Raw genomic sequence first — 25,487 nt, forward strand, 5'->3', positions numbered from 1 at the left:
CCGATGTCCCCCACCCTCCTCGACGGAGGAGAACGACGCGACCGCCGGCCGCCGGCCCGCCGCCGGGTCGTCGTCACCGGTCTCGGCGCGGTCTCCAGCATCGGGATCGGCCAGGCGGAGTTCTCCGCCGGGCTGCGCGCCGGCCGCAGCGGCGTCAGCCCGATCACCGCGTTCGACACCACCGGGTACGCCCACGCCAACGGCTGCCAGGTGCTCGGCTTCCGTCCTGAGGAGTGGATCCACCGGGTCCCGGTGGCCGACCTCGGCCGGGCCGGGCGGTTCTCCGCCGCGGCCGGGCGGATGGCGCTGGAGGACTCCGGGCTGACCGAGCAGGACCTGCGCGCGGTGCGCTGCCAGATCTCGGTCGGCACCACCGACGGTGAGTCCTTCGACCTGGACCGGCTCACCGCCGCCGAGGTGGCGGGCGGCCCGGAGGCGATGAGCCCCCGGCTGACCCGGCGGATCGCCTCCACCCGGCTCTCGGTCGCGGTGGCCCGCGAACTGGGCCTGACCGACGCCGAGGTGCTGACCGTGGGCACCGCCTGCTCGGCCGGCAACTACGCGATCGGCAACGGCCTGGACGCGATCCGGGCCGGCGAGGCCGACATCGCCCTGTGCGGCGGCGCGGACGCGGTCTGCCGCAAGACCTTCACCGCGTTCTACCGGCTCGGCACTATCGCCCCCGACTGCTGCCGTCCGTTCGACGCCGACCGGCAGGGCATCCTCACCGGCGAGGGCGCCGGGGTGCTGCTGCTGGAGAGCCTGGACTCGGCGCTGGCGCGCGGGGCCAGGATCTACGCCGAGGTGCTCGGCTACGGGCTGAACTGCGACGCCTCGCACCCGGTCGCCCCGAACCAGGCCAGCGTGGCCCGCTGCATGGACCTGGCGCTGGCCGACTCGGGGGTGAAGCCGGAGGAGGTGGATCTGATCTCGGCGCACGGCACCGGGACCAAGGCCAATGACATCACCGAGAGCCGGGCGATCCGCGACGTCTACGGCGACCGCCCGCCGCGCACCGTCTCGCTGAAGTCGATGCTGGGTCACACCATGGGCGCCGCAAGCGCGTTGGGCGCGATCGCCTGCTCGCTCGCGATCACCCACGGCTTCATCCCGCCGACCATCAACCACCGCAGCACCGACCCGGAGTGCGCGATCGACTGCGTGCCGAACCAGGCGGTGGCGGCGGATCTGCGGATCGTGCAGAACAACGGGCTGGCCTTCGGCGGCAACAACGCGGTGGTCGTCCTCGGCAGGCACGACCAACTCCCGGGACTGGAGCGATGAGCAGCACCATGCAGACCACCAGGCAGACCGCCGCACGGCCGGAGCTGCTGACCGTCACCGGCTGGTCCGCGGTCTCCCCGTACGGGCTGGGCCGGGCCGCGTACACCGAGGGGGTGCGCAGCCGCCGGCGGACCGACACCGCGCTGGATCCGGAGCAGTGGCGGGTGCCGGACGCCCGCGCCTGCCTGGTGCCGGGGTTCGACGTCCGGGCGACGCTGGGCAGGAAGGGCACCCGGGCGATGAACCGGGTCACCGGTCTTGCGGTGACCGCCGTCGGCGCGCTGGCGCAGAAAGCGGGCGAAGGACCGGGCGAGGGCCCTGACACCGCGCTGGTGCTGGGCACCACCACCGGCAGCCTGCAGTCGATGATGGACTTCACCCGGGACTCGCTCACCGGCGACCGCCCCTTCGACGTCGACCCCACCGTCATCCCCAACAGCGTGATGAACTGCGCCGCCGCCCAGTGCGCCATCTGGCACCGGATCGAGGGCCCCAACACCACCCTGGCCTGCGGGCGTCCCAGCGGCCTGCTGGCGCTGGCCTACGCCCGCCGGCTGCTGGTCAACGGCCGGGCGGTCACGGCGCTGTGCGGGGCGGCCGAGGAGTACACCGGCGCCCGCTCCTGGATCGAGCACCACAACCGGGACGCCGCGCCCGCCCTGCTCGGCGAGGGCGCGGCGGTGCTCCGGGTGGAGCTGGGCCCGGCCGGTCCGGACGGTCTCGGCGACCCCGGGCAGACCGTGGTGCTCGGGCTGCACTCCAGGATGCGGCTGCCGGACGCCCCCACCGCCGAGGTGGTGGCCGAGGTGGTCGCCGAGGCGATGCGGCGGGCGGGCGGCGACTGGTCCGCCCAGGACGTGTGGGCCGCGGTGCCGTCCGGGCTCTGCGCCGAGGAGACCGAGGCGCTGGAGGCGGCCTTCGGCGCGGAGGCGCTGCGGCAGCTGCCGCTGACCTCCGACCTGCTCGGCGACACCGGCGCGGCCTCGGCCGCGTTCCAGCTGAGCACCACCCTGGCGATGGCCGGGCAGGCCCCCGGACGGATCGCGGTGGTCACCTCGGTCGACGGCGACGGCATGGTCGCGGCAGCGGTGCTGCGGCTGGCCCACGAGCAGCAGGAGCAGCAGACGTGACAGGAATCGCGCTGGTCAGCGGTGGTTCGCGGGGCATCGGCGCGGCCACCGTGCGGCGCCTGGCCGAGGACGGCTGGGACGTCGGCTTCTGCTACCGCTCGGACGAGCAGTCCGCCCGGCTGGTCGAGAAGGCCGCCGGCGAGCTGGGGGTCCGGGTGCTCGCGGTGCGGGCGGACGTGGCCGACGCCGCCGAGTCCAAGGCCTTCGTGGCCCGGGTCGAGGACGAGCTGGGCCCGGTCACCGCGGCGGTGAGCTGCGCCGGGATCACCCGGGACCGGCCGCTGGCGCTGATGGACGACGCCGACTGGCACCAGGTCATCGACACCAATCTGGACGGGGTGTTCCACCTCTGCCGGGCCGCGGTGTTCTCGATGATGAAGCGCCGCACCGGCTCCGTGGTCACCCTCTCCTCGGTCTCCGGGGTCTACGGCAACGCCTCGCAGGTCAACTACGCCGCGTCCAAGGCCGGGATCATCGGCTTCACCAAGTCGCTGGCCAAGGAGGTCGGCCGCTACGGCATCCGGGCCAACTCCGTCGCCCCCGGCATGATCGACACCGATATGACGGCGGAGCTGCCGGAGCAGATCCGCGCGAAGATACTGGGCTCGGTGGCGCTGCGCCGCTTCGGCACCGCGGAGGAGGTGGCCGAGCTGGTGGCCTTCCTGGTCTCCGAGCGGGCGTCCTATGTCACCGGCAGCGTGCTGGAGGTGCACGGTGGCATCTCACTCTGACTCATCGTCAACTACCGCTTATGACGCGGTGATCGTCGGCGGCGGCATGGGCGGCCTGGTCTGCGCCGCCTACCTGGCCGTGGCCGGACGCCGGGTGCTGCTGGCCGAGCAGCACGACGTGGTGGGCGGCAACAGCCAGGTGTTCCGGCGCCGCCGCCGCTACGAGTTCGACGTCGGCGTGCACTACCTCGGCGACTGCGGTCCCGGCGGCATGATCCCGGCGATCCTGTCCGGCCTCGGCGCGGCCGGTCGGATCAGCTTCCGGCCGATGGACCCGGACGGCTTCGACCGGCTGCTGCTGCCCGGCCTCAGCGTGGACGTCCCCACCGGCTGGGACCGCTACACCGACCGGCTCACCGCCGCGCTCCCGGCCGAGGCCGCCGGGATCACCCGCTGCACCGCGGTGATCCGGGCGGCGGCCGACGATCTGCGGAAGCGGCTCACCGGGCAGTGGCAGCCGGCGCCCGCCGCCGAACGCGAGCTGCTGCTGCAGAGCTCGTGCACGCTGGGGCAGTTGTTCACCCGCTGCGGCCTGTCCAGCCGGGCGGCGACACTGCTCGCGGCCCAGTCAGGGAACTACGGCAGCCCTCCGTCCAGCACCCCGGTCAGCGTCCACGCGGCGATGCTGGACCACTATCTGCGCGGCGCCGCCTACCCGGTCGGCGGCGGGCAGATGCTGCCGGCCACCCTGGTCGAGGTGATCGAGGCGCACGGCGGGACGGTGCGCACCCGCTGCCCGGTCGAGCGGATCGAGGTCGGCCAGGACCACCGGGTCCAGGGGGTGCTGCTGGCGGACGGCGCGAGCGTCCGGGCCCCGGTCGTGGTCTCCAACGCCGACTACCGGCACACTGTGCTGACGCTCTGTCAACCAGGCGTCTTCCCGGCCTCGGTGGCCTCCCGGACCGAGGCCGCCAGTTCCCGCGCCGCGGTGGCCGTGGTGTATGTGGCGCTGGACCGCCCGTTGCAGCTGCCCAATGCCAATCTGTGGTGCTGGAACGGCGACGACATCGAGCGCTCCTACGCCCAGGCGCTGACCCCGGGCCTGCCCCGACAGAGAATGGCCGAAAACGATCGGGTCCCCTTTGCTTTTCTCTCCTTCGCTTCACTCAAGGACCCGGACAGCCGCACCGTCTGCCCGCCAGGACACAGCAACTTCCAGGTGATGACGCTGGTCCCGCCGGACTCCGGCCAGGAGTTGGGCGGCTACCGGCGCGGCGCCGACTACCTCGCCGCCAAGGCCAGGATCACCACCGCCATGCTGGACACCGCCGAGCAGGCCATCGGCCCGTTCCGGGACCGGATCACCCATCAGGAGTCGGCGACCGCGCTGACCAACCGCCGCTACATCGGCGGAAGTTCGGGCAGCCCCTACGGCTTCGCGGCCTGGGGCGGGGCCGGCCGCCGACCGGACGTCAGGACCAGCGTCGAGGGGCTGTACGTGACCGGGGCCAACACCCGGCACCAGTCCGGCATCGCGGGCACCGCCGTCAGCGGCATCACCGCCGCCGGGCACATCCTGGGCCGCCCCGGGCTGCTGCCCGAGGTGTACGCGGGCGCGGTGCTGGGCGATCCCGACCTGCTGCCGGAGCGCGGACCGGGATTCGACCCGCTGCGGGTCTCCCGCGGCCTGGCCCGCCGGGACGCGCGCGGGCTGGCGCTGGTCGACCTGCCCGGGCCGAACGCGCCGAACCGGGCCGACCGCAGGGCTGGGTCGGTCCTGTCGCCCGCCGACGACAGGACCTGACTCCTTAGAGACGCCCTGAGCCGGTCGGAATGTTGCACGCTATGTGCGGATACTTCCGGCAACTTCGGCGAGGACGCAGTCGCCGCAGAGAGCCGCCCCGGCTCCGACCCCGGTCGGGGCCGCCCGGTAGATCAGGCAGCAGCTGCGGCGCCGGAAGCCGCCGGGCGCACCGGGGCCCGGCTGCGCGCCGGTGCTCGCGCCGCGCAGCGCGGGCTGCTCCAGCAGCGCCGCCGCCAGCGCCCGCCCCCCGGCCGCGACCGGGCCCGGCGCGGTCGCGGCCAGCGCCGAGGCGGCGCCGTTGACCGCGGAGGCGACATTGCCCCAGAGCACCTGCCGGGAGACCGACAGCTCCGCCGCCGCCTCCACCAGGGCCCGTACCGGGCCGTCCAGCAGCCCCTGGCCCAGCAGCCCGCCGAGCTCTCGCGGATCCGCCTGCGGCAGCTCCAGCGCCGCCTGGACGGCCTCCTCCGGCAGCGAGAGCGGGAACCCGCCGCCGAGCAGCGGCTGCCAGCGCAGTCGGTCCAGGCCGACCACCAGCGGGCGGCCGTGCAGGGCCGCGAAGCCGAGGGCGGGCGACAGCAGCCGCGCCACCAGGCCCAGCTGCGCCACCGAGGCGCCCACGCGCAATTCCAGCGCTCCGGCGGGGCGTCCGCCGCCGGCCGCCAGGTAGGTCCGTACCGCCTCGGCCCGGTCCCGCAGCACGGCCGGGTCCTGGACCAGCTCGGCCATCGGCCGCCAGGCCCCGGTCAGGGGCGCCCGCGCCGGATGCGTCTCGAAGCCGAAGAACGGCCCCAGCGCCGCGACCTCCCGCAGCACGCCCATCCGCACACCCCTCCCGACAGCCAGACCGCCCCGGCGACCGAGCGTACGGGGTGTCAGCCGACGCCCCCTTGACCGAACCGGCAGACTCCGGGGGTGACCACAGATGTGACCGCGCCGGCCGAGCCGCACCACGAGGGCCTCGGCAGCAGGCTGAACTGGCTCCGCGCCGGAGTCCTCGGCGCCAACGACGGAGTGGTGTCCACGGCCGGCATCGTGCTGGGCGTCGCCGGGGCCACCAACGACACCCAGACCCTGCTCACCGCCGGGCTGGCCGGACTGCTGGCCGGATCGCTGTCGATGGCGGCCGGCGAGTACGTCTCGGTCAGCACCCAGCGCGACTCCGAGCAGGCCGCCCTGGACCTGGAGCGCCGCGAACTGCGGAACACCCCGGAGGCCGAGCTGGAAGAACTGGCCGGGCTCTACCGGGACAAGGGGCTCAGCGCCGAACTGGCGCACGAGGTCGCCGTGCAGCTGACCGCGTTCGACGCGCTGGGCGCCCACGCCGAGACCGAGCTGGGCATCGACCCGGACGAGCTCACCAACCCCTGGCACGCCGCCTGGGCCAGCCTGGTCTCCTTCACCGTGGGCGCGCTGCTGCCGCTGCTCGCCATCGTGCTGCCGCCGGCCCCGGTCCGGCTTGTACCTGACCGTGGGCACGGTGCTAGTGGCGCTGGCGCTGTGCGGCTGGATCAGCGCCCGGCTGGGGCGGGCCCCGGTCCGGGCCGCAGTGCTGCGCAACATGGCCGGCGGCGCGGTGGCCATGGGGGTCACCTACCTGGCCGGAAGCCTGCTGGGGGCGTCGTCCGGCGGTTAGACCTCGGCCCGGAGGATGCAGTACAGTCTCACGAGTCAGCACAGCCTGGCCTCGTGGAGAAGTTGGTTATCTCGCCACCCTGTCAAGGTGGAGATCGCGGGTTCAAGTCCCGTCGAGGTCGCAGTCGAGCAGCCCGAATCCTTCCGGATTCGGGCTGCTCTGTTTGTGCTGACCACCCGTCAGCGTCCAGGGCGGCCATGTGACACGCGTCACTTACCTTTTCTTGAGACTCCCTCACCTTGGCGGCCTCCCGCCAGGCATCCATTTTATATATGCAATTGCACCCTGGTCAGGGGCATTGCCCGGCCCTGTTCCGCAACTCCCCACAACACAGAAAGCCGCACCGAACCCGGCGGAGTTCGGTGCGGCTGACTGCTTTTCAAGATCCTCTATTTCTGCGTGCCGATGCAGAAACAAAAGGGGTTACTACGGTGATGCGAAGCCCCTCAGGCTTCGCTGCGCTGCTGAGGGATGCCTGCAAGCAGGGCACGTACCTCGGCCTCGCGGTAACGACGATGTCCACCCAGCGTCCGGATCGACGTGAGCTTGCCGGCCTTGGCCCAGCGAGTGACCGTCTTAGGGTCAACGCGGAACATGGTGGCAACCTCAGCCGGCGTGAGCAAGGGTTCGGCGTCAGGTGTACGAGCGGTCATGAGCGGCCTCCTCGGGAGAACCGAACCAACGCGGTTCTTTCCTTCAAATTCTGCACCTTGGTCTGCGATGCCCGAAATGGCGCACGCCTACCGAGTCGGTAATCGGACGAACGGCTTGCCTTCGGCACTACAACTACACCATCCGTCCAGTGCTAACGGCCAAACCGTCGGATTCAGCCCCTCGGGGCTCAAGCTCGACGGATGGACATGGACCATGCCATAGCGGACAGTCACAGGATCGTGACGATCAGTCATGACATGAACCAGACCCCCCGCATCCCCCGCGAAGTCTCTCGATCTCCCGTAGACCATCGTGCTGTGCACGACAAGCTACGGTGAGGCTGGTTGTCCTATTTTGACACCCTGAGGGCACTTCGCGTCAACGGTGAGTCACGTCACGTTCGTGGGGTATTGACCCGATCCAGGACGTTGGTCCCATGTGGGAGGGAGATAAGCCCTGGTGTGACGTATGAGGGAAGAATGCCATGGGGGTTCACCACTGGTCTGGTCCATAGCTGGCGCGATCTGTCGTGGCGGAACCCCGCCACCGCGGCGACAGCCCGGATCCGGCCCGCGGCCCCGTGACGGCCCGGCCCGGCGGAGCGGACGTCAGTTCGCGTACTGCAGCTCCTGGACCAGCCGCCAGCGCTCGGTGACCGCCCGGTACGAGCGCCCCGCGCCGGCCCCGTCGCCCTCGCGCAGGGCGGCGATCCCGTCGGCGACGTCCTGCACCGATGCGTCCCCGGCCAGGCCCTCCTCCGGGATCGCGTGCACCAGGCCGCCGTAGTCCAGCTCCACCAGCGAGCGCGGGTGGAACTCCTCCAGCCAGCGGCCGACCTCCTCCACCCCGGAGACCATCGGGCCCTCGTCCAGCGCCTCGCGCAGCACCCGGTAGCCGCGGGCGACCCGTCGCCGGGCCTGCGCCATGGGCGTGCGGTAGCGCAGCACCGGCGCGATGCGCCGCTTCACGCCCCCTGACTGCCCCTCAGCACCCGCCTCCGGTCCGGCAGCGCCGGTCGCGGGCCCATCGGCCCCCTCCGGGCCGTCAGCGCCCCCGGACCCGGACCCGGCCGGCTCCGCGGGCTCGTCCTGCTCCCAGCGGGACGGGGCGAACTCCCGGTCCTCCGGTCCGAACAGCAGGAACCAGCGCATCGGCACGTTCCAGGTGGTGGTCAGGATCCACGGCCGCCCGTCCGGGTTCTGCGCCCGCCAGCGGTCCCAGTCGGCCTCCGCCTGCTCCCGGACCACCGACGGCACCACCGCGTCCAGCAGCGTCGGCGGCAGCAGCTCCTGGAGCTGCTCCAGCGCCATCCAGCTGCGCAGCCGGGTGCGCCAGGGGCAGAGGTAGGTCACCCCGTCCGCCTCGTGCACGAAGGCGTCCCTGCTCTCCTGCTCGGGGACGGCGACCGGGGGGACCGCGATCAGGTCCGCCAGCCGCTGCCTGGCCTCCTCCAGGGCCGTCGGAGCGGCCACCGCGCCCGGCCCGCGCCGCTCGGCGGCGTAGCCCTGCCAGTACGAGCGCTCGGGCTCCCGGAAGGCAGCCAGCGGCTCGTACACACGCAAGTAGGCGGCGTAGGGAGGACGCACCGAGGTCCGCAAGGTAGGCACGTCCCGCATCGTCGCACGGAGGGCCCCCCGCGCGGCCCGGAAGCCGCAGCTCCGCACCGGGGGCAGCGGTAAGTCCTAGGCTTCAGGGACAACGTCCGCACCACAGCAGCGGGCGCGAGTCGACAATGGAGTCACCACCGTGACCGATGTCAGTGAGCACTCCGGCGTACTGCGCCGGATCTTTGCCTCGGAGTCAGCAGCAGCACCGGGCGACAGCCACGAGCAGGTCGTCCTCTGCCACGACCGCGACAGCGGCCTGAAGGCCGTCATCGCCATCCACTCCACCGCCCTGGGCCCGGCCCTGGGCGGCACCCGCTTCCACCCGTACGCCTCCGAGGAGGAGGCCGTGCAGGACGCGCTGAACCTGGCGCGCGGGATGTCCTACAAGAACGCCCTGGCCGGGCTCGACCTCGGCGGCGGCAAGGCCGTGATCATCGGCGATCCGGCCACCGTCAAGACCGAGGCGCTGCTCCGCGCCTACGGCCGCTTCGTCCAGTCCCTGGGCGGGCGCTACGTCACCGCCTGCGACGTCGGCACCTACGTGGCCGACATGGACGTCATCGCCCGCGAGTGCGACTACGTCACCGGCCGCTCCCCCGAGCACGGCGGCGCCGGGGACTCCTCGGTGCTGACCGCCTTCGGCGTGTTCCAGGCCATGCGCGCCTCGGCCCAGCACCAGTGGGGCGCCCCCAGCCTGGCCGGGCGCCGGGTCGGCGTGGCCGGCATCGGCAAGGTCGGCCACTACCTGGTCGAGCACCTGGTTGAGGAGGGCGCCCGGGTCGTGGTCACCGACGTCCGCCCGGAGGCCGTGGACCGGGTGCTGGCCGCCCACCACGGCGTGGAGATCGAGGTGGTCGCCGACGCCGAGGCGCTGATCCGCGCCGAGCTGGACGTCTACGCCCCCTGCGCCCTCGGCGGCGCCCTGAACGACCGCACCGTCCCGGCCCTGACCGCCACCGTCGTCTGCGGCGCCGCCAACAACCAGTTGGAGCACCCCGGTGTGGAGAAGGACCTCGCCGACCGCGGGATCCTCTACGCGCCCGACTACGTGGTCAACGCCGGCGGAGTGATCCAGGTCGCCGACGAGATCGACGGCTTCGTCTTCGAGCGGGCCAGGGCCAAGGCAGCGAAGATCTTCGACACCACCCTGGAGATCTTCGCCAGGGCCCAGGCCGACGGGGTGCCCCCGGCGGTCGCCGCCGACCGGCTCGCCGAGCGCCGGATGGCCGACGTCGGCCGGCTCCGCTCGATCCTGCTGCCCGGAGGCCGCCGCCGGTAGCCGGGCGACAAGAACCGCATTCTCACCTGATGCACCCATCCGGGCGATACCAGCTCCCCGGAAGGGGGACAATGGTCCCGGGGCGGCCCCTTCCGGCGCTCCGGGACGACTCCTGCGAAACCACTTATATCCCCTGTGACCTGCATCGATATGGTTACAACGGGGGTCAGGGTGCAGCATCTCGTACGGGCGGCGTACCGTACGGCGCTGTAAGCAGGTACCGTTATTGCTCTAAGGACCGACCCTCTCACTCCGGCGAGGGGTCGTTCCTCATCATGAACGCGTGTCAAGACTCGGGGCCATGAGCCCCGTCGTTGAGGGGGTCGAGCCATGGGGCGCGGCCGGGCCAAGGCCAAGCAGACAAAGGTCGCCCGCCAGCTGAAGTACGGCGACGTGGGTTTCGACCCGTCACGCCTGGCCAACGAGCTGGGCGCATCGCCATCGAGGGAACCGGTCACTCCGGAGCCCGTCGTGGACGATGAGGATGACGACGACGATCCGTACGCCTTGTACGCACAGCTGTACAACGGCGAGGACGACGACGAAGAGGACGAGCGCAAACACGCCTGACCTCTTCTGTTCCAGCCGATAGCCGATCCGGGTCCGCCCGGGTCGGCCATTCGGCGTTCCGCCCGCTGCGGGGAGGGGCAGCACTGGACGGAGGCGCCGCCGTCCTCGGCCGCGCCCCCGTACCGGACACTGTCCTACTCGGCGTACGTCCCGTACAGGGCTGCGCCGCCGTTGTTCCAGTCGCCCGTGCGGTCGACGATGTCGCCGAGCAGCCAGGCCTCGACGTCGCGGTCGGCCAGGATCGCCAGCACCGCGTCCACGGACTCCGGCGGGACCACGGCGACCATGCCGATGCCCATGTTCAGGGTCTTCTCGATCTCCAGGGTCTGCATCCGGCCGACCTCGGCCACGGTCTGGAAGATCGGAAGCGGGGTCCAGGTGCCCCGGTCGAGCCGGGCGTGCAGGCCCGCGGGGACCACCCGGGCCAGGTTGGCCGCCAGGCCGCCGCCGGTGACGTGGGAGAAGGCGTGGACCTCGGTGGCCCGGGTCAGCGCCAGGCAGTCCAGGGAGTAGATCCTGGTCGGCTCCAGCAGCTCCTCGCCGAGGGTCCGGCCGAACTCCTCGACCTGGCGGTCCAGCTTCCAGCCGGCCTCGTTCAGCAGCACATGGCGGACCAGCGAGTAGCCGTTGGAGTGCAGTCCGGACGCGGCCATGGCGATCACCACGTCGCCGGCCCGTACCCGCTCCGGGCCGAGCAGCGCGTCGGCCTCGACCACGCCGGTGCCCGCGCCGGCCACGTCGTACTCGTCCGGGCCGAGCAGCCCGGGGTGCTCGGCGGTCTCGCCGCCGACCAGGGCGCAGCCGGCCAGCACGCAGCCCTCGGCGATGCCCTTGACGATCTGGGCCACCCGCTCCGGGTGGACCTTGCCGACGCAGATGTAGTCGGTCATGAACAGCGGCTCGGCGCCGCAGACCACCAGGTCGTCCACGACCATGCCGACCAGGTCGTGGCCGATGGTGTCGTGCTTGTCCAGGGCGGCCGCGATGGCCACCTTGGTGCCCACCCCGTCGGTCGCCGAGGCCAGAAGCGGCCGCTCGTACCGCTTCAGCGCGCTGGCGTCGAACAGCCCGGCGAAGCCGCCGATGCCGCCGACCACCTCGGGCCGGGTGGCCTTGCGGACCCACTGCTTCATCAGCTCGACGGCGAGGTCCCCCGCCTCGATCGAGACGCCTGCCGCGGCGTAGGTGGCTCCGGTGGGAGTGGTCTGGTCGCTCACGGGAACGGCCCTCTCAGGGTTTGTCACAACTGAAGACTGAACTACGGGCGGCGCAGCGCGTCGGAGGCGCCGATGCCGCCGACCATGGACTGCACGCCGTCGGCGTCGGAGCGGTGCTTGGCCGCGTTGCTGCGGGTCGCCGGGGGCTTCCCGGCCGAGGCGATCTCGGCCTCCAGCAGGTACTTGCCGAGCAGCTCCGGGTCCGGCAGCTCCATCGGGTACTCGCCGGTGAAGCAGGCGGTGCAGAGCCGCTCCTGGGGCTGGTCGGTCGCTTCGACCATGCCCTCGGTGCTGATGAAGGCCAGCGAGTCCGCGCCCAGCGAGGCGCCGATCTCCTCGACCGACAGGCCGTTGGCGATCAGCTCGGCGCGGGTGGCGAAGTCGATCCCGAAGAAGCAGGGCCACTTGATCGGCGGCGAGGAGATCCGGATGTGGACCTCGGCGGCGCCGGCCTCGCGGAGCATCCGGACCAGCGCGCGCTGGGTGTTGCCGCGGACGATCGAGTCGTCCACCACGACCAGCCGCTTGCCTCGGATGACGTCCTTGAGCGGGTTCAGCTTCAGCCGGATGCCCAGCTGCCGGATGGTCTGGTTGGGCTGGATGAAGGTACGGCCGACGTAGGCGTTCTTCACCAGGCCCGAGCCGTAGGGGATCCCGCTGGCCTCGGCGTAGCCGATCGCGGCCGGGGTGCCCGACTCCGGTGTCGCTATCACCAGATCGGCCTCGGCCGGGGCCTCCTTGGCCAGCCGGCGGCCCATCTCCACCCGGGAGAGGTGCACGTTCCGCCCGGCGATGGTGGTGTCCGGGCGGGCCAGGTAGACGTACTCGAAGACGCAGCCCTTGGGCTTGGCCTCGGCGAAGCGGGAGGTGCGCAGGCCGTTCTCGTCCACGGCGATCAGCTCGCCGGGCTCGACCTCGCGGATGAAGGAGGCGCCGACGATGTCCAGCGCCGCGGTCTCCGAGGCGACCACCCAGCCGCGCTCCAGCCGGCCCAGCACCAGCGGGCGGATGCCCTGCGGGTCGCGGGCCGCGTAGAGGGTCTGCTCGTCCATGAAGACCAGCGAGAAGGCGCCCTTGACCTTGGGCAGGATCAGCCGGGCGGTCTCCTCGATCGACAGGTCCGGGTAGCCGGCCAGCAGGGCCGTCACCAGGTCGGTGTCATTGGTGACCGCGGAGCGGCCGGAGCGGGAGACGTGCAGCTCGCCCGGCAGCTCGGCGACCATCTCGGCCAGCTCGGCCGTGTTCACCAGGTTGCCGTTGTGGCCGAGCGCCAGCGAGCCGCGGGCGGTGGCCCGGAAGGTCGGCTGGGCGTTCTCCCACACCGAGGAGCCGGTGGTCGAGTAGCGGCAGTGCCCGACGGCGATGTGGCCGAGCAGGGAGCCGAGGGAGGTCTCGTCGAAGACCTGGGAGACCAGGCCCATGTCCTTGTAGACCAGGATCTGCGAGCCGTTGCTCACTGCGATGCCCGCGGACTCCTGTCCGCGGTGCTGCAGGGCATACAGCCCGAAATAGGAGAGCTTGGCGACCTCTTCGCCGGGGGCCCAGACACCGAAGACACCGCAGGCGTCCTGGGGGCCCTTCTCGCCGGGAAGGAGGTCATGGCTGAGTCGTCCGTCACCGCGTGGCACGGTACCGAGTCTAGGGCAGTCCGGCACCGGGAGCCGAATGGGCGACGAGCCGCAGGTCACCGCGGCCGGACCGGACGCGCGTAGACCAGCGTCGGATCCGGTCAGCCCATCACCGGGAGTAGCGGCGAGAGATCGCTGCGCTCACCGCTGGCCGTGAGTTCCGCCACGTCCAGCGCCTGGGCCCAGCTCCGGCGGCCGGTCGCCAGCCGGATCCACACCAGCGGGGCGGTCTCCACCACATTGGGCGGCGTCCCCCGGGTGTGCCGGGGCCCGGCGACGCACTGGACCACCGCGAACGGCGGGATCCGCAGCTCCACCGAGCCGCCGGGGGCCTGCGCGGCGAGGGTGTCGGCCAGCAGCCGGGTGGTCGCCGCCAGGGCCTGCCGGTCGTGCGGCAGCTCGGTCCCCAGCGCCGCGGCCAGGTCGTCGCCGTGCACCACGGTCTCCAGCACCCGGGTGACCAGGTAGTCGGTGAACAGCATCGGGCCGAAGCGGGTCGGGACGCGCAGCCCGGGCGCGAAGTCCGGGGCGTCGGCCAGGGTCCTCAGCATCCCGTCGACGGCGGCGTCGACCGCGGCCGCCACCTGGTCCGGAGTACCGCCGAACCGCTGGTCGGCGGCGGCCTCCCCGGCGGCGACGGCGGCGATGTCCGCGGCCTGGGTCCTGGTCGCGGTGGCCCAGCCGGTGAGGGTCAGCGGCTCCCCGGCCCCGCCGTCCAGACCGGCCTTGCGGGACACCGCGTCGAAGACCGTGCCCAGGTGCGCGACCAGCTCCCGCACCCGCCAGGCGCCCAGCCGGGTCGGCGCGGCCAGCAGCGCCTCCGCGGCCGGGTCCGTGCACAGGGTGTGGACGGCGGTGCGGAGCACCTCCGCCTGGGCAGCGAGGGCGGTGCGGGTCCGGCCCGGGTCGTAGGTACGGGCCCGGGGGGTGCGGGTGGCTGGCGGCATGTGAGCGACAGTAGGCACGAATCTCGCTTGTCGCCAGGACATAAGGCCAGCGACGCTGCTGTCATGAGCGCCGAACCCGTCCTTGCCCCGTCCCCGCCCGCCGCCACGCCCGTCCGTTCGCAGACCCTGCTCGCCTCCGCCGCCGCCGGGGTCACCGTGCTGCTGTGGGCCTCCGCCTTCGTCGGCATCAGGGCCGCCGGGCACGCGCTGCAGCCGGGGCCGCTGGCCCTGGCCCGGCTGCTGATCGGCAGCGTGGTGCTCGGCGGCTTCGTCGCGCTCCGGCGCGAGCCGTTCCCGGCCCGCCGGGACCTGCCCAAGATCGCCGCCTGCGGGGTGCTCTGGTTCGGCCTCTACAACGTGGGCCTGAACGCCGCCGAGCGGCTGGTGGACGCGGGGACGGCGGCGATGCTGATCGGGGTGGGCCCGGTGCTGATGGCGCTGATCGCCGGGGTGGTGCTGCGAGAGGGCTTCCCCAGGCCGCTGATGGCCGGAATCGTGCTCTCCTTCGGCGGCCTGGTGGTGATCGGCTTCTCCTCGGCCAAGGGCGGCGGCTCCTCAATGGGCTGGGCCGCGCTGCTCTGCTTCGTCGCGGCGCTGGCGTACGCCTGCGCGGTGGTGATCCAGAAGCCGCTGCTGACCCGGGTCTCGGCGCTCCAGGTGACCTGGCTGGCCTGCACCGTCGGCGCGGTCGCCTGCCTGCCGTTCGCGCCCGCCCTGGTCCGGGAGACCTCGCACGCCAGTGCGTCGCCGCTGCTCTGGGCGCTCTACCTGGGCGCGCTGCCGACCGCGGTCGCCTTCACCACCTGGGCCTACGCGCTGGCCCGGACCAGCGCCGGCCGGCTGGGCGTGACCACCTACCTGGTGCCGCCGATCTCGATCCTGCTGGGCTGGCTGATCCTCGGCGAGGTCCCGACCGCGGTGGCCCTCGGCGGCGGCGCGCTGTGCCTGGCCGGCGTGGCGGTCTCCCGGCTGCACGGGCGGCGCTGAACGGAGTCAGGCCTTCGGCACGGTGACGTGTCCGAGCTTGTCGGGGTTGCGGACCAGCCGGATGCCGGTGATCCCGGTCCGGTCGTCCAGCTCCAGCACCATCACCGAGTCGGTGGTCTCGCCCGAGCTGAACAGCAGCCCCGGCTGACCGTTGATGTCGACGTGGTGGATGCCGAAGTCGGGAATCCTGCGCTCGACGATGCCGAGGATCCAGCGGGCCGCCTTGTCCGCCCCGCTGATCGGCCGCAGCGCGGCCTTGACCTTGCCGCCGCCGTCGGACCACAGCGTCACGTCCGGCGCGAGCATCTCCATCATCCGGTTCAGGTCGCCGCCGACGCAGGCCGCCAGGAACTCGTCGGTGACCTGGCGGCGCAGCTCCGGCGGGGCCTCGTACCGGGGCCGCCCGGCGTGGACGTGGGCCCGGGCCCGGCTGCCGACCTGACGCACCGACACCTCGGTGCGGTCCAGCATCCCGGCGATCTCGGCGTAGGCGAAGCCGAAGACCTCCTTGAGCACGAAGACCGCCCGCTCCAGCGGCGAGAGCGCCTCCAGGACCACCAGCACGGCCAGTGAGACGTCCTCGGCCAGCTCCACCTCCCCGCCCGCGTCCGGGACGGTCACCAGCGGCTCCGGCAGCCAGGTGCCGACATAGGCCTCGCGCCGGACGGCGGCCGAGCCGAGGCGGTTCAGCGACAGGTTGGTGACCGTGCGGGCCAGGTAGGCGCGGGGCTCGGCGACGCCGGCCAGGTCGACCCTGCTCCAGTTGAGCCAGGCGTCCTGGAGGATGTCCTCCGCGTCGGCGGCGCTGCTGAGCATCCGGTAGGCGATGCCGAAGAGCACCGGGCGGTGCTCCTGGAACAGGGCGAGGGCGTCGTCGGTCATGCCCCGGAAACTACCGCAAGCACCGCCGCCCCCGACCGGCCGGGGAGGCCGTCGGGGGCAGCGGGTGATACGGGTGACGCGTGGTGACGGTGGGTCAGGGTCAGCCGATCAGGGCCTCGATGACGCCGGTGTGCGCCTCGCGGAGCTCGTCCAGGGACAGCGTGAACTGGCCCTGGATCTCGATCACCGCGCCGTCCAGCACCCCGATCCGGGTGGCCGGGAGGCCGCGGACCCCGCACATCTCGGTGAAGCGGAGCTCCTCGCTGCGCGGGACGGCCACGATCGCCCGCCCGGCCGACTCGCTGAAGAGGAACACAAACGGGTCGAGACCGTCCGGGACGACGATCCTGGCGCCCTGGCCGCCGCGCAGGCAGCTCTCGGTCAGCGCCTGGATCAGGCCGCCGTCGGAGAGGTCGTGCGCCGCGTCGACCATGCCGTCGCGGGAGCCGGAGATCAGGATCTCGGCCAGCAGCCGCTCCCGCTCCAGGTCCAGCCTGGGCGGCAGGCCGCCGAGGTGGTCGTGCGCGACCTGGGTCCAGGCCGAGCCGCCCAGCTCGTCCGCGGTGTCACCGAGCAGGTAGACCAGCTGGCCCTCCTCCGCGAAGGCCATCGGCGTCCGGCGGTTGACGTCGTCGATGACGCCGAGCACCGCGACCACCGGGGTCGGGTGGATGGCGACCGTCCCGGTCTGGTTGTAGAGCGAGACATTGCCGCCGGTGACCGGGGTGCCCAGGACCAGGCAGGCGTCCGCGAGACCACGGGTGGCCTCGGCGAACTGCCACATCACGTCCGGGTCCTCGGGGGAGCCGAAGTTGAGGCAGTCGGAGACCGCCAGCGGCTTGGCGCCGGTCGCGGCGACATTGCGGTACGCCTCGGCCAGGGCCAGTTGCGCGCCGGTGTACGGGTCCAGCTTGGCGAAGCGGCCGTTGCCGTCAGTGGCGATGGCCACGCCGAGGTCGGTGTCCTCGTCGACCCGGATCATGCCGGAGTCCTCGGGGGTGGCGAGAACCGTGTTGCCGAGCACGAAGCGGTCGTACTGCGAGGTGATCCAGGACTTGTCGGCCTGGTTCGGCGAGCCGACCAGCTGCAGCACGGCCGCGCGCAGCTCGTCGCCGCTCGCGGGCCGCTTCAGCCGCTCCGCGGTGGGGGCGTCGGCCTGCAGCGCGTCCTGCCAGGACGGGCGGGCGTAGGGGCGGTTGAGCACCGGGCCGTCGTGGGCGACGCTGCGCGGCGGCACGTCCACGATCTGCTCGCCGTGCCAGAAGATCTCCAGCCGCTCGCCCTCGGTGACCTCACCGATGACGGTGGCGATCACGTCCCACTTCTCGCAGATCTCCAGGAAGCGGGCGACGTTGCCGGGCTCGACGATGGCGCACATGCGCTCCTGCGACTCGCTCATGAGGATCTCCTCAGGAGTGAGCGTGTTGTCGCGCAGCGGCACGTCCTCGAGGTGGACCCGCATGCCGCCGGAACCGGCCGAGGCCAGCTCGCTGGTGGCGCAGGACAGGCCGGCCGCACCGAAGTCCTGGATGCCGGAGACCAGCTTCTCCTTGAAGATCTCCAGGGTGCACTCGATCAGCAGCTTCTCCTGGAACGGGTCGCCGACCTGGACCGCGGGACGCTTGGACGGCTTGGTCGCGTCGAAGGTCTCCGAGGCCAGGATCGAGGCGCCGCCGATGCCGTCGCCGCCGGTGCGGGCCCCGTACAGGACGACCTTGTTGCCGGGGCCGAAGGCCTGCGCGAGGTGGATGTCCTCGTGCTTCATCACGCCCACGCAGAGCGCGTTGACCAGCGGGTTGCCCTGGTAGCAGGGGTCGAAGACGACCTCGCCGCCGATGTTGGGCAGGCCCAGGCAGTTGCCGTAGCCGCCGATGCCCGCGACGATCCCGGGCAGCACCCGGCGGGTGTCGGGGTGGTCCGGCGCGCCGAAGCGCAGCGGGTCCATCACCGCGACCGGGCGGGCGCCCATGGCCAGGATGTCGCGGACGATGCCGCCGATCCCGGTGGCCGCGCCCTGGTAGGGCTCGATGTAGGACGGGTGGTTGTGCGACTCGATCTTGAAGGTGACCGCGTAGCCCTGGCCGACGTCGACCACACCGGCGTTCTCGCCGATGCCGACGAGCATGGCTTCCGTCTCGGGCTTCTTGTCGCCGAACTGCTTGAGGTGCACCTTGCTCGACTTGTACGAGCAGTGCTCCGACCACATCACCGAGTACATGGCCAGCTCGGCCCCGGTGGGGCGGCGGCCCAGGATCTCGCGGATCTGGGCGTACTCCTCGGCCTTGAGGCCGAGCGCGGCCCAGGGCAGCGGGGCGTCCGGGGTCCCGGTCGCGTGCTTGACGGTGTCGAGAGTCATCAGGCGCTCACCAGTCGCTTCAGGATCGAGGTGAAGAAGCCGAGACCGTCCGTGCCGCCGGTGCCGATCAGCGGCTCGACCGCGTGCTCGGGGTGCGGCATCAGGCCGACGACATTGCCGGCCGCGTTGGTGATCCCGGCGATGTCGTTGATCGACCCGTTGGGGTTGACGTCCAGGTAGCGGAAGGCCACCCGGCCCTCGGCCTCCAGCGCCTCGATGGTGCGCCGGTCCGCGGTGTAGCGGCCGTCCACGTTCTTCAGCGGGACGCTGATCTCCTGGCCGGCCGTGTAGTCGGCGGTCCAGGCGGTGTCGGCGTTCTCGACCCGCAGCTTCTGGTCCCGGCAGATGAAGTGCAGGTGGTTGTTGCGGAGCATGGCGCCCGGCAGCAGGTGGGACTCGGTCAGCACCTGGAAGCCGTTGCAGATGCCGAGCACCGGCATGCCGCCCTTGGCCTGCTCGATGACCGACTCCATCACCGGCGAGAACCGGGAGATCGCACCGGCCCGCAGGTAGTCGCCGTAGGAGAACCCGCCGGGCAGCACCACGGCGTCGACCTGGTGCAGGTCCTTGTCGCGGTGCCACAGCGCGACCGGCTCGGCGCCGGCCAGGCGCACGGCGCGCTGGGCGTCGCGGTCGTCCAGGGAGCCGGGGAAGGTGACGACGCCGATCCGAGCGGTCACGCGGCATCACCCGAGGACTGGGGCTCCTCCACCCTCACGGTGAAGTCCTCGATGACGGTGTTGGCGAGAAAGGTCTCGGCGGCTTCGCGGATGCGGGCCAGGGCGGCGTCGTCGACGGGCCCCTCCAGCTCCAGCTCGAAGCGCTTGCCCTGGCGGACGTCCGCGATCCCGGCGAAGCCGAGGCGCGGCAGCGCGCGCTGCACCGCCTGGCCCTGGGGGTCGAGGATCTCCGGCTTGAGCATGACGTCGACAACGACGCGTGCCACGGGTACTCCCGGTGAGGTGTGGTGCGGGGGGAGTCCCCACTCTACTGGGGGAACGGAGGGCTCCTGGATGATCCCACTGTGCAACGCGCGTAGAACCGGGGTGACGTGCGGAGGTTCACACAACTGGGCGCCGCCGAGTACCGGCGTAAATCATGCCGGAATTTGCCTCATTCTCCGCATTGTGAAGGTTTCCCCCAGGTGTCGGCGAGGTCTCGAACCGACACGGAATAGCAGACAGAAAAAGTTACCTCTTCGATTTTGGAGCACTTTAGGGGCAGAATGGCGGGCACCGGCAGCGGGCACACCCCGCGCCCGGCACAACACGTGGCGTCCGCACTCTCGCGAACGCCCAAAATGTACCTGCGACCTGCGGGTTTCAGCTGCTGCTACGGCCTCGGCGAAATCCGATGAGGATTGGCTTCCATGGCTCAGCGCGTAGTGGTAACTCTCTCCGACGACATCGACGGTGGGACGGCCGAGGAAACCGTCCACTTCGCCGTGGACGGGAAGTCGTACGAGATCGACCTGTCGGCCCAAAACGCGGGAAAACTGCGCGAAGCGCTCGCTCCCTATGTGGCGGCCGGCCGCAAGCAGGGCCGTGGCGGCAAGGCACTGCGCCGGACCGAGATCGCCCCGGACCCGGCGACCGTCCGCGCCTGGGCGCAGTCCCGCGGCATCGACCTGCCGGCCCGGGGCCGACTGCCGAAGCACGTCTACGAGGCGTTCGCCGAGGCGAGCTGACGTTCCGTGGGGCAAACCGGACTTTCATGACCATTGCTCTCTAATCACCCACCCTCGTGGATCGGTCCCGATCCATGGGCTAGTGTTCTCTTCAGCGGAACACGCCGGAGACGGAAGCCGAAAGGCCCAGGTCAACGGGGTGGGCTCGCAGGTGTAGCTCAGTAGTAGAGCGCTCCCTTCCAGGGGAGAGGCACAGTGTGCAATCCCTGTCACCTGCTCGACTCGTACCGTCCGAAATGCTGGCGCAGGCCAGGTTGCGGATCAGGTAGAGTAGTTCTCGCCGGAACACGGCGAACGCCATGCGGATGTGGCTCAGTGGTAGAGCATCACCTTGCCAAGGTGAGGGTCGCGGGTTCGAATCCCGTCATCCGCTCCATCGTTTGAGGGCCGACTCGAAAGAGTCGGCCCTCAAGTGTTTTCCGGGGTGCCTTCTCGCGGTCGGGCCCCCGCGGCGGGGGCCCGACCGGCCGGGTCAGGCCCAGTTCTGGCCGGTGAGGCGCTCAAAGGCCTCGACGTACTTGGCCCTGCTCTGGCTGATGATCTCCTCCGGGAGCGCCGGTGGCGGCTCCTCCGAGTGCCGGTCCCAGCCGGAGGCCGGGGAGGCCAGATAGTCGCGGATGAACTGCTTGTCGAAGGAGTTCTGGGCCCGGCCCGGCTCCCACTCGTCGGCCGGCCAGAAGCGGGACGAGTCCGGGGTCAGCACCTCGTCACCGATGATCAGCTCACCGTCGGCGAGGCCGAACTCGAACTTGGTGTCGGCCAGGATGATCCCCCGGTCCCGGGCGATGTCACGGGCGCGCCCGTAGACGGCCAGGGTGGTCTGCCGCAGCTGGGTGGCGGTCTCGGCGCCGATCCGGCGGGCGATCTCCTCGTAGGGGACGTTCTCGTCGTGGTCGCCGACCTCGGCCTTCAGCGCCGGGGTGAAGATCGGGGCGGGCAGCTCCGAGCCGTCGACCAGGCCCTCGGGAAGGGCGATGCCGCAGACCGTCCGGTGCTGGTCGTACTCCACCAGGCCCGATCCGGTGAGGTAGCCGCGGGCCACGCACTCGACCGGGAGCATCTCCAGGTTGCGGCAGACCAGGGTGCGCCCGGCCCAGTCCTCCGGCGCCCCGTCCGGGACGTCGGTCGAGATCACATGGTTGGGGACCAGGTCGGCCAGCTTGTCGAACCACCACAGCGAGAGCTGGGTGAGGATGCGGCCCTTGTCCGGGATCACCGTGGGCAGCACCCAGTCGAAGGCGGAGGTCCGGTCGCTGGCGACCATGACCAGCTCACCCGTGTCGTTCCGGTACAGGTCACGAACCTTGCCGGTGTGCAGATGGACCAGACCGGGCACCTGGACCGGCTGGGGCTTCTCGACGAATCCGCTCAAGACATGTCCCTCAGTGAAAGTTCTCGGGGGTAGGGGTGGCCGACCTGAGTCTTTCACAGAGGTTTCGAGGGGGATCTGCTCAGTGCACCCGGCAGATGCTCAGTGCACCTTGCAGATGCGGTCCAGGAGGTTGGCGGTGGCGCGTTGGACCCGTTCGTCGGTGTGGCCCGGGCGGTCCAGCGCGGGGGACCAGGCGAAGGTGCCGCTGGCGAAGACATAGGCGCCGCCGGGGGCCCGGTAGAGCGAGGTCTCCTGGTGCTGCGCGGCCCCCCTGGCGTCCCGGTAGGGGGAGTGCGCCAGCAGCGTGCGCTCGGTGTGGTCGGGCAGGGCCACCCGGGGGAAGTAGCGGTCGGACTCCCCCGCGACCAGGCCCGGGATCAGGTCGCCGTCGCGCAGCCCGGTCCCCTCCCAGAGCCAGTGGTCGGTGTTGTGGACCACCATCGGCACCGGCTCGGGCACCCGGCCCGCGTACTGGATGCCCAGCAGGTGCTGCTCGGGCCGGCCCAGGTCGCGCCACAGCACCGACCCGCTGCCGCCCTGGCCGCCCGCCGGGTGCTGGCGCTTGCGGCAGGTCAGCATCCGGTCCGGCTCGCCGTTGACCCCCGGCTCCAGCTCGACCTGCCAGTACATGGTGTTGGCGCTGAGGAAGACCAGCGAGGTGCCGCTGTCCCTGGCGTCCTCGACCGCGTCCCGCATCGGGGCGGACCAGTACTCGTCGTGGCCGGGGAAGACCAGGCCGCGGTAGTGCTGCGGGTCGATCCGGCCCCGGCCGCCGGCCGCGGCGGACCCGCTGGCGTGCAGGTCGGTGGCGTTGGCGTAGGCCAGGTCGTAGCCGTAGCGCTCGGCCCAGCGGATGAAGTCGTAGGCGTGGCCGATGTGCAGCGGCAGCCCGGCCCCGGCGTACGGGCGGTCGAAGGACACCGTGGTCGCGGCCTCCTCCTCGCCCAGCAGCTCGCCCTCGGCGTTCCAGGCGTGGTAGAGGCTGGCGCCGGTCCGGCCGTCCTCCGGGTACAGGTTGTACGCCTGCCAGGTCACGTCGGGGAGCAGCAGCAGCAGGTCGGCGGCCTTGTTGGAGCGGACCGTGAACGGGATGTGGCTGCGGTGCCCGTGGTCGGCGGTGGTGAGCACCGCGACATAGGCGCCGGGGCTCCAGTGCAGCGGGATCTGCAGCCGCCAGGACATCCACCAGTGGTGGCAGGAGACGGTCTTCCCGGCCACCAGCGGGGCCGGCTGGATCAGTCCGGAGACCCGGGGGCTCGCGGCGACATGGCGGGCGCCGGCACCGCCGTAGTGGCCGATCCGGTACACGTCGACGGTGAACTCCCGGGCCGAGCCGACGCTGACCCGCAGGTCCAGCGAGCCGCCAGGTCGGTGGCCGCGGCGGCGAAGCCCTTGAGCTGGCCGCCGACGTCGTCCGAGGTGCGGGGGCGGCCCAGCGCGGGGCGCTGGTCGGCCTCGGGCTGGGTCCTGGCCCGGGGCAGCTGGCCCTGGGTCTGACCGAGGTCGACGTACCAGGGGACCATCAGGCCGGTGTCGTCGAAGTACTGGTCCGTGCCGCGCAACCAGGGCAGCGGGCCCTGGCCGAACGGATCGGTGACGCCGTGGGCGAGCGCTCCTGACTCCCAGCGGCGGATCTGCTCCGCGCTCACGCTCCGCTCCCCCTGACTGCGTGTCCTGTTGCGCCTGTTGCTGTCGCCGGATGCGGCAGCATGGTCCTACGGTCGTGCGTGGCGCACATGGTGACGGACCGTCACCGATTGCGGTCGTCCGCTCCCCAGGTGTGCACTCATCGTACGTGCTGACGACCTGTCAACGTCAGGGCAGGCGCACAGGCTTCTCCACCGGGATGCCGATCTCGTCCAGCCAGGCGCACAGCGGCTTGTCGTCGCCGTGGTCCACGGCCAGCGCGATCGGGGCGGCCAGATCGGTCCGGCGGACCCCGCCGACCAGCAGCACCGGGCCGTCCAGCCAGTCCAGGCCGGCCTCGGCCGCGCCGCTCTCCACGGCCGCCGAGCAGACCAGCGCGGTGAGGTGCTCGCCGAGCAGGTCGCGGCCGGTGCGCGGGGGCTGCAGCTGGAACTCCGGCTGGTGCGGCCCGGCGGCCCGCAGCCGACGGCTGGTCAGCGCGCTCGCCAGCTCCTCGGCGTGGCCGCCGCGGAGCCGGCCGAGCAGCCGGTCGATGGGACGGCTGCCGGGACGGTCGCCCCCGTCGTCGTCCGGGCCCAGCAGGGCGGTGAGCTCGTCGGACTGGGAGCGCCAGATCCGCTCGACCACCTCGACCGGGTAGTCGGCCCAGTCCACCGGGGACCAGTGCGCGGTGTCGGCCCCCGCGCCGTGGAACAGCCGGGCGGCGAGCAGGGAGACGGCCTCGTCGATCCGGCCGGGCTCCTCCAGCAGGTCGCAGGCGGGGCGTTCGCCGAGCCGGGTCTCGAAGCCCTCGGCGAGGCGGTCGCGGCGGGAGAGCTCGGTGAGCGCGGCGACCACACCGGCGTCCAGGCGTCCGGGCCAGCGGCCGATCCGCCAGGCCGGCAGGGCGACCCTGGTCAGCAGCCGGTCCCAGCCCGCGTAGGCGAGGCCGACCTGTTCCTGGGCGGCGATCCGCAGCCCGTAGTCCACCTGCTTGGCCTGCTCGGAGGCCCAGGTGGCGACGGCGCGCTCCATCTCGGCGGCATGGCCCCGGCAGCGGCGCAGCAGCAGCAGGGCCACCCGGCCCTGCAGCACCAACCAGGGGCGCTGCCAGCCGGGCCGCTCGGCCCGGTCCGCGGCGAGGCCCAGGGTGGCGTCCAGCGCCCGGACGAAGCGGCGGGCCGCGGCTATGTCGGGGTCGGCGGAGCAGGCCGTGCCGGCCACCACCGGGGCGAGCAGGGCGCGCAGCTCGGCGACCCGCATCCACCACATGAACGGGGAGCCGACCACCAGGGTCGGCGCGGGCAGCGCGGCCGCCTCGCGGCCGAGGGCGTCACGGCCGAGGGCGTCGGCGGCCAACGGGCCGCGGGGGGCGCCGGCGGGCGCGGTCTCGGCCGGGACCCCCGGCAGGGGGTCCTCCAGCCAGCTGTCGCAGTCCGGGGTGAGCGCGACCCGGGCCGGGGCGGGGACGTCCATCCGCTCGGCGAGGTCACGGACCAGGCGGTAGAGCTCGGGCGCCTCGGTCTCGGCGATGAGGACGGCGGGGACCTGCGGGAGCTTCACCCGGCGCAGCACCAGCCCGAAGGCCAGCGCCGCGAGCAGCACCAGCAGGGCTATCGCGCAGACCACCCACCGCGCCACGTCCCAGCCGGCGGCGTCGGACGACCCGGCCGCACCGAGCCGACCGGTGATACCGCCCGCGACCAGGACCGCAGCGACGGCCGTCGGCAGCGCGGCGACCGCGAGGGCCGCCCCGCGAACGCGCAGCACCGCCTGGGCGCGGTCGCGTGCCGCTTCGACTCCGGCCATGTTCGGTCACCCCCAACCACCGACTCGACTGACTCCACTGGAGCCGGATCCGCCTGTCCACCATGACGACGAGCGGCCCGGCCCTGGCGTTCCAGAAACGGTCCGGAACCACTCGGACAAGTGATTCCCACTGACCGCAGCCTCCCCCCTCCGCGGCGGCAGCACCCTGAGGGGCCACCCGAGTCGCTTCGGTCCTGCGCACCATACGACCCGATGCGGCCGGGCGTCAGCCGGATGAGGTTCCCTTCACCCGAACGGTTGGGTCCTTGCGCCTCTTGCCTCCGGCGGGGTCACCGATAGGACATGGGGCGGGGATTGGGCCTGGCGAGTGGTGGTGGGTC

The 25,487-nt window shown here is 72.2% G+C and carries 20 protein-coding genes, 3 tRNA genes and 2 pseudogenes; 12 read left to right on the plus strand and 13 right to left on the minus strand.

What is annotated here, in order from left to right; all coding sequences use genetic code 11:
- Positions 1-3 precede the first annotated feature (3 nt).
- Genes ACXKR8_RS23000 through ACXKR8_RS23015 form a run of 4 tightly spaced genes read left to right on the plus strand, consistent with a single transcriptional unit; the run spans position 4 to position 4,889 of the window.
- Positions 4-1,284 carry a beta-ketoacyl-[acyl-carrier-protein] synthase family protein gene (locus ACXKR8_RS23000; protein ID WP_458274761.1) on the plus strand — a complete coding sequence of 427 codons (1,281 nt, stop codon included), beginning with the start codon at positions 4-6 and terminating at the stop codon, positions 1,282-1,284.
- Entirely contained in the window at positions 1,281-2,414 is a 1,134-nt protein-coding gene (locus tag ACXKR8_RS23005) for a beta-ketoacyl synthase N-terminal-like domain-containing protein (protein WP_458274762.1), read from the plus strand. Before ACXKR8_RS23000 ends, ACXKR8_RS23005 begins: the two co-directional genes overlap by 4 nt.
- Entirely contained in the window at positions 2,411-3,145 is a 735-nt protein-coding gene (gene fabG, locus ACXKR8_RS23010) for a 3-oxoacyl-ACP reductase FabG (protein WP_458274763.1), read from the plus strand. Before ACXKR8_RS23005 ends, fabG begins: the two co-directional genes overlap by 4 nt.
- Complete coding sequence (locus tag ACXKR8_RS23015; protein ID WP_458274764.1) at positions 3,129-4,889, plus strand: phytoene desaturase family protein; 1,761 nt, start codon at positions 3,129-3,131, stop codon at positions 4,887-4,889. Before fabG ends, ACXKR8_RS23015 begins: the two co-directional genes overlap by 17 nt.
- Before the next feature lie 39 nt (positions 4,890-4,928).
- On the opposite strand, the gene ACXKR8_RS23020 is transcribed toward ACXKR8_RS23015, so the two are convergent.
- On the minus strand, positions 4,929-5,711 hold the full coding sequence (locus ACXKR8_RS23020; protein WP_458274765.1) for a (2Fe-2S)-binding protein: 783 nt from the start codon (positions 5,709-5,711) through the stop codon (positions 4,929-4,931).
- Between the two features lie 105 nt (positions 5,712-5,816).
- Between ACXKR8_RS23020 and ACXKR8_RS23025 the strand changes: the two are divergent.
- Both ACXKR8_RS23025 and ACXKR8_RS23030 read left to right on the plus strand, forming a co-directional pair.
- Positions 5,817-6,525: pseudogene (locus ACXKR8_RS23025) on the plus strand (VIT1/CCC1 transporter family protein).
- Between the two features lie 47 nt (positions 6,526-6,572).
- Positions 6,573-6,646 (plus strand) — tRNA-Asp (locus tag ACXKR8_RS23030).
- A gap of 325 nt (positions 6,647-6,971) precedes the next feature.
- Here ACXKR8_RS23030 and bldC read toward each other — a convergent pair.
- Both bldC and ACXKR8_RS23040 read right to left on the minus strand, forming a co-directional pair.
- A complete protein-coding gene (gene bldC / locus ACXKR8_RS23035) occupies positions 6,972-7,178 on the minus strand; it encodes a developmental transcriptional regulator BldC (protein WP_003949541.1) in 207 nt (68 codons plus the stop codon).
- A 609-nt stretch (positions 7,179-7,787) separates the two neighbouring features.
- Positions 7,788-8,786 (minus strand): hypothetical protein, encoded by a 999-nt coding sequence (locus tag ACXKR8_RS23040; RefSeq protein WP_458274766.1) that lies wholly within the window; start codon positions 8,784-8,786, stop codon positions 7,788-7,790.
- Positions 8,787-8,925: 139 nt separating this feature from the next.
- Here ACXKR8_RS23040 and ACXKR8_RS23045 point away from each other — a divergent pair, with 139 nt between their 5' ends.
- Both ACXKR8_RS23045 and ACXKR8_RS23050 read left to right on the plus strand, forming a co-directional pair.
- Positions 8,926-10,065 carry a Glu/Leu/Phe/Val dehydrogenase dimerization domain-containing protein gene (locus ACXKR8_RS23045; protein ID WP_458274767.1) on the plus strand — a complete coding sequence of 380 codons (1,140 nt, stop codon included), beginning with the start codon at positions 8,926-8,928 and terminating at the stop codon, positions 10,063-10,065.
- A 330-nt stretch (positions 10,066-10,395) separates the two neighbouring features.
- Positions 10,396-10,635, plus strand: a complete 240-nt coding sequence (locus tag ACXKR8_RS23050) for a DUF3073 domain-containing protein (protein ID WP_458274768.1) — start codon at positions 10,396-10,398, stop codon at positions 10,633-10,635.
- A gap of 134 nt (positions 10,636-10,769) precedes the next feature.
- Here ACXKR8_RS23050 and purM read toward each other — a convergent pair whose 3' ends face one another.
- The 3 genes from purM to ACXKR8_RS23065 form a co-directional block, all read right to left on the minus strand.
- A complete protein-coding gene (gene purM / locus ACXKR8_RS23055) occupies positions 10,770-11,852 on the minus strand; it encodes a phosphoribosylformylglycinamidine cyclo-ligase (protein WP_458274769.1) in 1,083 nt (360 codons plus the stop codon).
- Between the two features lie 41 nt (positions 11,853-11,893).
- On the minus strand, positions 11,894-13,480 hold the full coding sequence (gene purF, locus ACXKR8_RS23060) for an amidophosphoribosyltransferase (RefSeq protein ID WP_458274770.1): 1,587 nt from the start codon (positions 13,478-13,480) through the stop codon (positions 11,894-11,896).
- A gap of 101 nt (positions 13,481-13,581) precedes the next feature.
- Positions 13,582-14,427: a sterol carrier family protein gene (locus ACXKR8_RS23065; protein ID WP_458274771.1), complete on the minus strand. Its 846-nt coding sequence runs from the start codon at positions 14,425-14,427 to the stop codon at positions 13,582-13,584.
- Positions 14,428-14,490: 63 nt separating this feature from the next.
- On the opposite strand from ACXKR8_RS23065, the gene ACXKR8_RS23070 reads away from it, so the two are divergent.
- The gene (locus ACXKR8_RS23070) at positions 14,491-15,414 is read left to right on the plus strand and encodes a DMT family transporter (protein WP_458274772.1); all 924 of its coding nucleotides are present in this window, start codon (positions 14,491-14,493) and stop codon (positions 15,412-15,414) included.
- Positions 15,415-15,420: 6 nt separating this feature from the next.
- Here the strand turns inward: ACXKR8_RS23070 and ACXKR8_RS23075 are convergent, their stop codons facing one another.
- The 4 genes from ACXKR8_RS23075 to purS form a co-directional block, all read right to left on the minus strand.
- Positions 15,421-16,296 carry an RNA polymerase sigma-70 factor gene (locus tag ACXKR8_RS23075; protein WP_458274773.1) on the minus strand — a complete coding sequence of 292 codons (876 nt, stop codon included), beginning with the start codon at positions 16,294-16,296 and terminating at the stop codon, positions 15,421-15,423.
- 100 nt (positions 16,297-16,396) lie between these two features.
- Positions 16,397-18,652 carry a phosphoribosylformylglycinamidine synthase subunit PurL gene (gene purL / locus ACXKR8_RS23080; protein ID WP_458274774.1) on the minus strand — a complete coding sequence of 752 codons (2,256 nt, stop codon included), beginning with the start codon at positions 18,650-18,652 and terminating at the stop codon, positions 16,397-16,399.
- Positions 18,652-19,332, minus strand: a complete 681-nt coding sequence (gene purQ, locus ACXKR8_RS23085) for a phosphoribosylformylglycinamidine synthase subunit PurQ (protein WP_458274775.1) — start codon at positions 19,330-19,332, stop codon at positions 18,652-18,654. Before purQ ends, purL begins: the two co-directional genes overlap by 1 nt.
- The gene (gene purS / locus ACXKR8_RS23090; RefSeq protein WP_370149325.1) at positions 19,329-19,598 is read right to left on the minus strand and encodes a phosphoribosylformylglycinamidine synthase subunit PurS; all 270 of its coding nucleotides are present in this window, start codon (positions 19,596-19,598) and stop codon (positions 19,329-19,331) included. The genes purQ and purS overlap by 4 nt, the downstream gene beginning before the upstream one ends.
- Positions 19,599-20,021: 423 nt before the next feature.
- Here purS and ACXKR8_RS23095 point away from each other — a divergent pair, with 423 nt between their 5' ends.
- The 3 genes from ACXKR8_RS23095 to ACXKR8_RS23105 all read left to right on the plus strand — a co-directional run bounded on the left by ACXKR8_RS23095 (position 20,022) and on the right by ACXKR8_RS23105 (position 20,715).
- Positions 20,022-20,339, plus strand: a complete 318-nt coding sequence (locus ACXKR8_RS23095; protein WP_458274776.1) for a histone-like nucleoid-structuring protein Lsr2 — start codon at positions 20,022-20,024, stop codon at positions 20,337-20,339.
- 147 nt (positions 20,340-20,486) lie between these two features.
- A tRNA-OTHER gene (locus ACXKR8_RS23100) sits at positions 20,487-20,557 on the plus strand.
- Positions 20,558-20,640: 83 nt separating this feature from the next.
- A tRNA-Gly gene (locus ACXKR8_RS23105) sits at positions 20,641-20,715 on the plus strand.
- 96 nt (positions 20,716-20,811) lie between these two features.
- On the opposite strand, the gene ACXKR8_RS23110 is transcribed toward ACXKR8_RS23105, so the two are convergent.
- The 3 genes and pseudogenes from ACXKR8_RS23110 to ACXKR8_RS23120 all read right to left on the minus strand — a co-directional run bounded on the left by ACXKR8_RS23110 (position 20,812) and on the right by ACXKR8_RS23120 (position 25,146).
- Positions 20,812-21,711 (minus strand): phosphoribosylaminoimidazolesuccinocarboxamide synthase, encoded by a 900-nt coding sequence (locus ACXKR8_RS23110; protein WP_458274777.1) that lies wholly within the window; start codon positions 21,709-21,711, stop codon positions 20,812-20,814.
- Positions 21,712-21,810: 99 nt separating this feature from the next.
- Positions 21,811-23,360 (minus strand): annotated as a pseudogene (locus tag ACXKR8_RS23115) (N,N-dimethylformamidase beta subunit family domain-containing protein).
- Positions 23,361-23,526: 166 nt separating this feature from the next.
- Positions 23,527-25,146, minus strand: a complete 1,620-nt coding sequence (locus tag ACXKR8_RS23120) for a hypothetical protein (RefSeq protein WP_458274779.1) — start codon at positions 25,144-25,146, stop codon at positions 23,527-23,529.
- Positions 25,147-25,487: the final 341 nt, after the last annotated feature.

The sequence above is a fragment of the Streptacidiphilus sp. PAMC 29251 genome, from assembly GCF_054208735.2.

What these genes read in the sequence shown, in the direction of transcription:
- ACXKR8_RS23065 (WP_458274771.1), bottom strand. Translation starts at nt 14,427, where the DNA reads ATGCCGCCAGCCACCCGCACCCCCCGGGCCCGTACCTACGACCCGGGC.
- bldC (WP_003949541.1), bottom strand. Translation starts at nt 7,178, where the DNA reads ATGACCGCTCGTACACCTGACGCCGAACCCTTGCTCACGCCGGCTGAG.
- ACXKR8_RS23120 (WP_458274779.1), bottom strand. Translation starts at nt 25,146, where the DNA reads ATGGCCGGAGTCGAAGCGGCACGCGACCGCGCCCAGGCGGTGCTGCGC.
- ACXKR8_RS23050 (WP_458274768.1), top strand. Translation starts at nt 10,396, where the DNA reads ATGGGGCGCGGCCGGGCCAAGGCCAAGCAGACAAAGGTCGCCCGCCAG.
- ACXKR8_RS23075 (WP_458274773.1), bottom strand. Translation starts at nt 16,296, where the DNA reads ATGACCGACGACGCCCTCGCCCTGTTCCAGGAGCACCGCCCGGTGCTC.
- purL (WP_458274774.1), bottom strand. Translation starts at nt 18,652, where the DNA reads ATGACTCTCGACACCGTCAAGCACGCGACCGGGACCCCGGACGCCCCG.
- ACXKR8_RS23095 (WP_458274776.1), top strand. Translation starts at nt 20,022, where the DNA reads ATGGCTCAGCGCGTAGTGGTAACTCTCTCCGACGACATCGACGGTGGG.
- ACXKR8_RS23070 (WP_458274772.1), top strand. Translation starts at nt 14,491, where the DNA reads ATGAGCGCCGAACCCGTCCTTGCCCCGTCCCCGCCCGCCGCCACGCCC.
- ACXKR8_RS23005 (WP_458274762.1), top strand. Translation starts at nt 1,281, where the DNA reads ATGAGCAGCACCATGCAGACCACCAGGCAGACCGCCGCACGGCCGGAG.
- ACXKR8_RS23020 (WP_458274765.1), bottom strand. Translation starts at nt 5,711, where the DNA reads ATGGGCGTGCTGCGGGAGGTCGCGGCGCTGGGGCCGTTCTTCGGCTTC.
- ACXKR8_RS23000 (WP_458274761.1), top strand. Translation starts at nt 4, where the DNA reads ATGTCCCCCACCCTCCTCGACGGAGGAGAACGACGCGACCGCCGGCCG.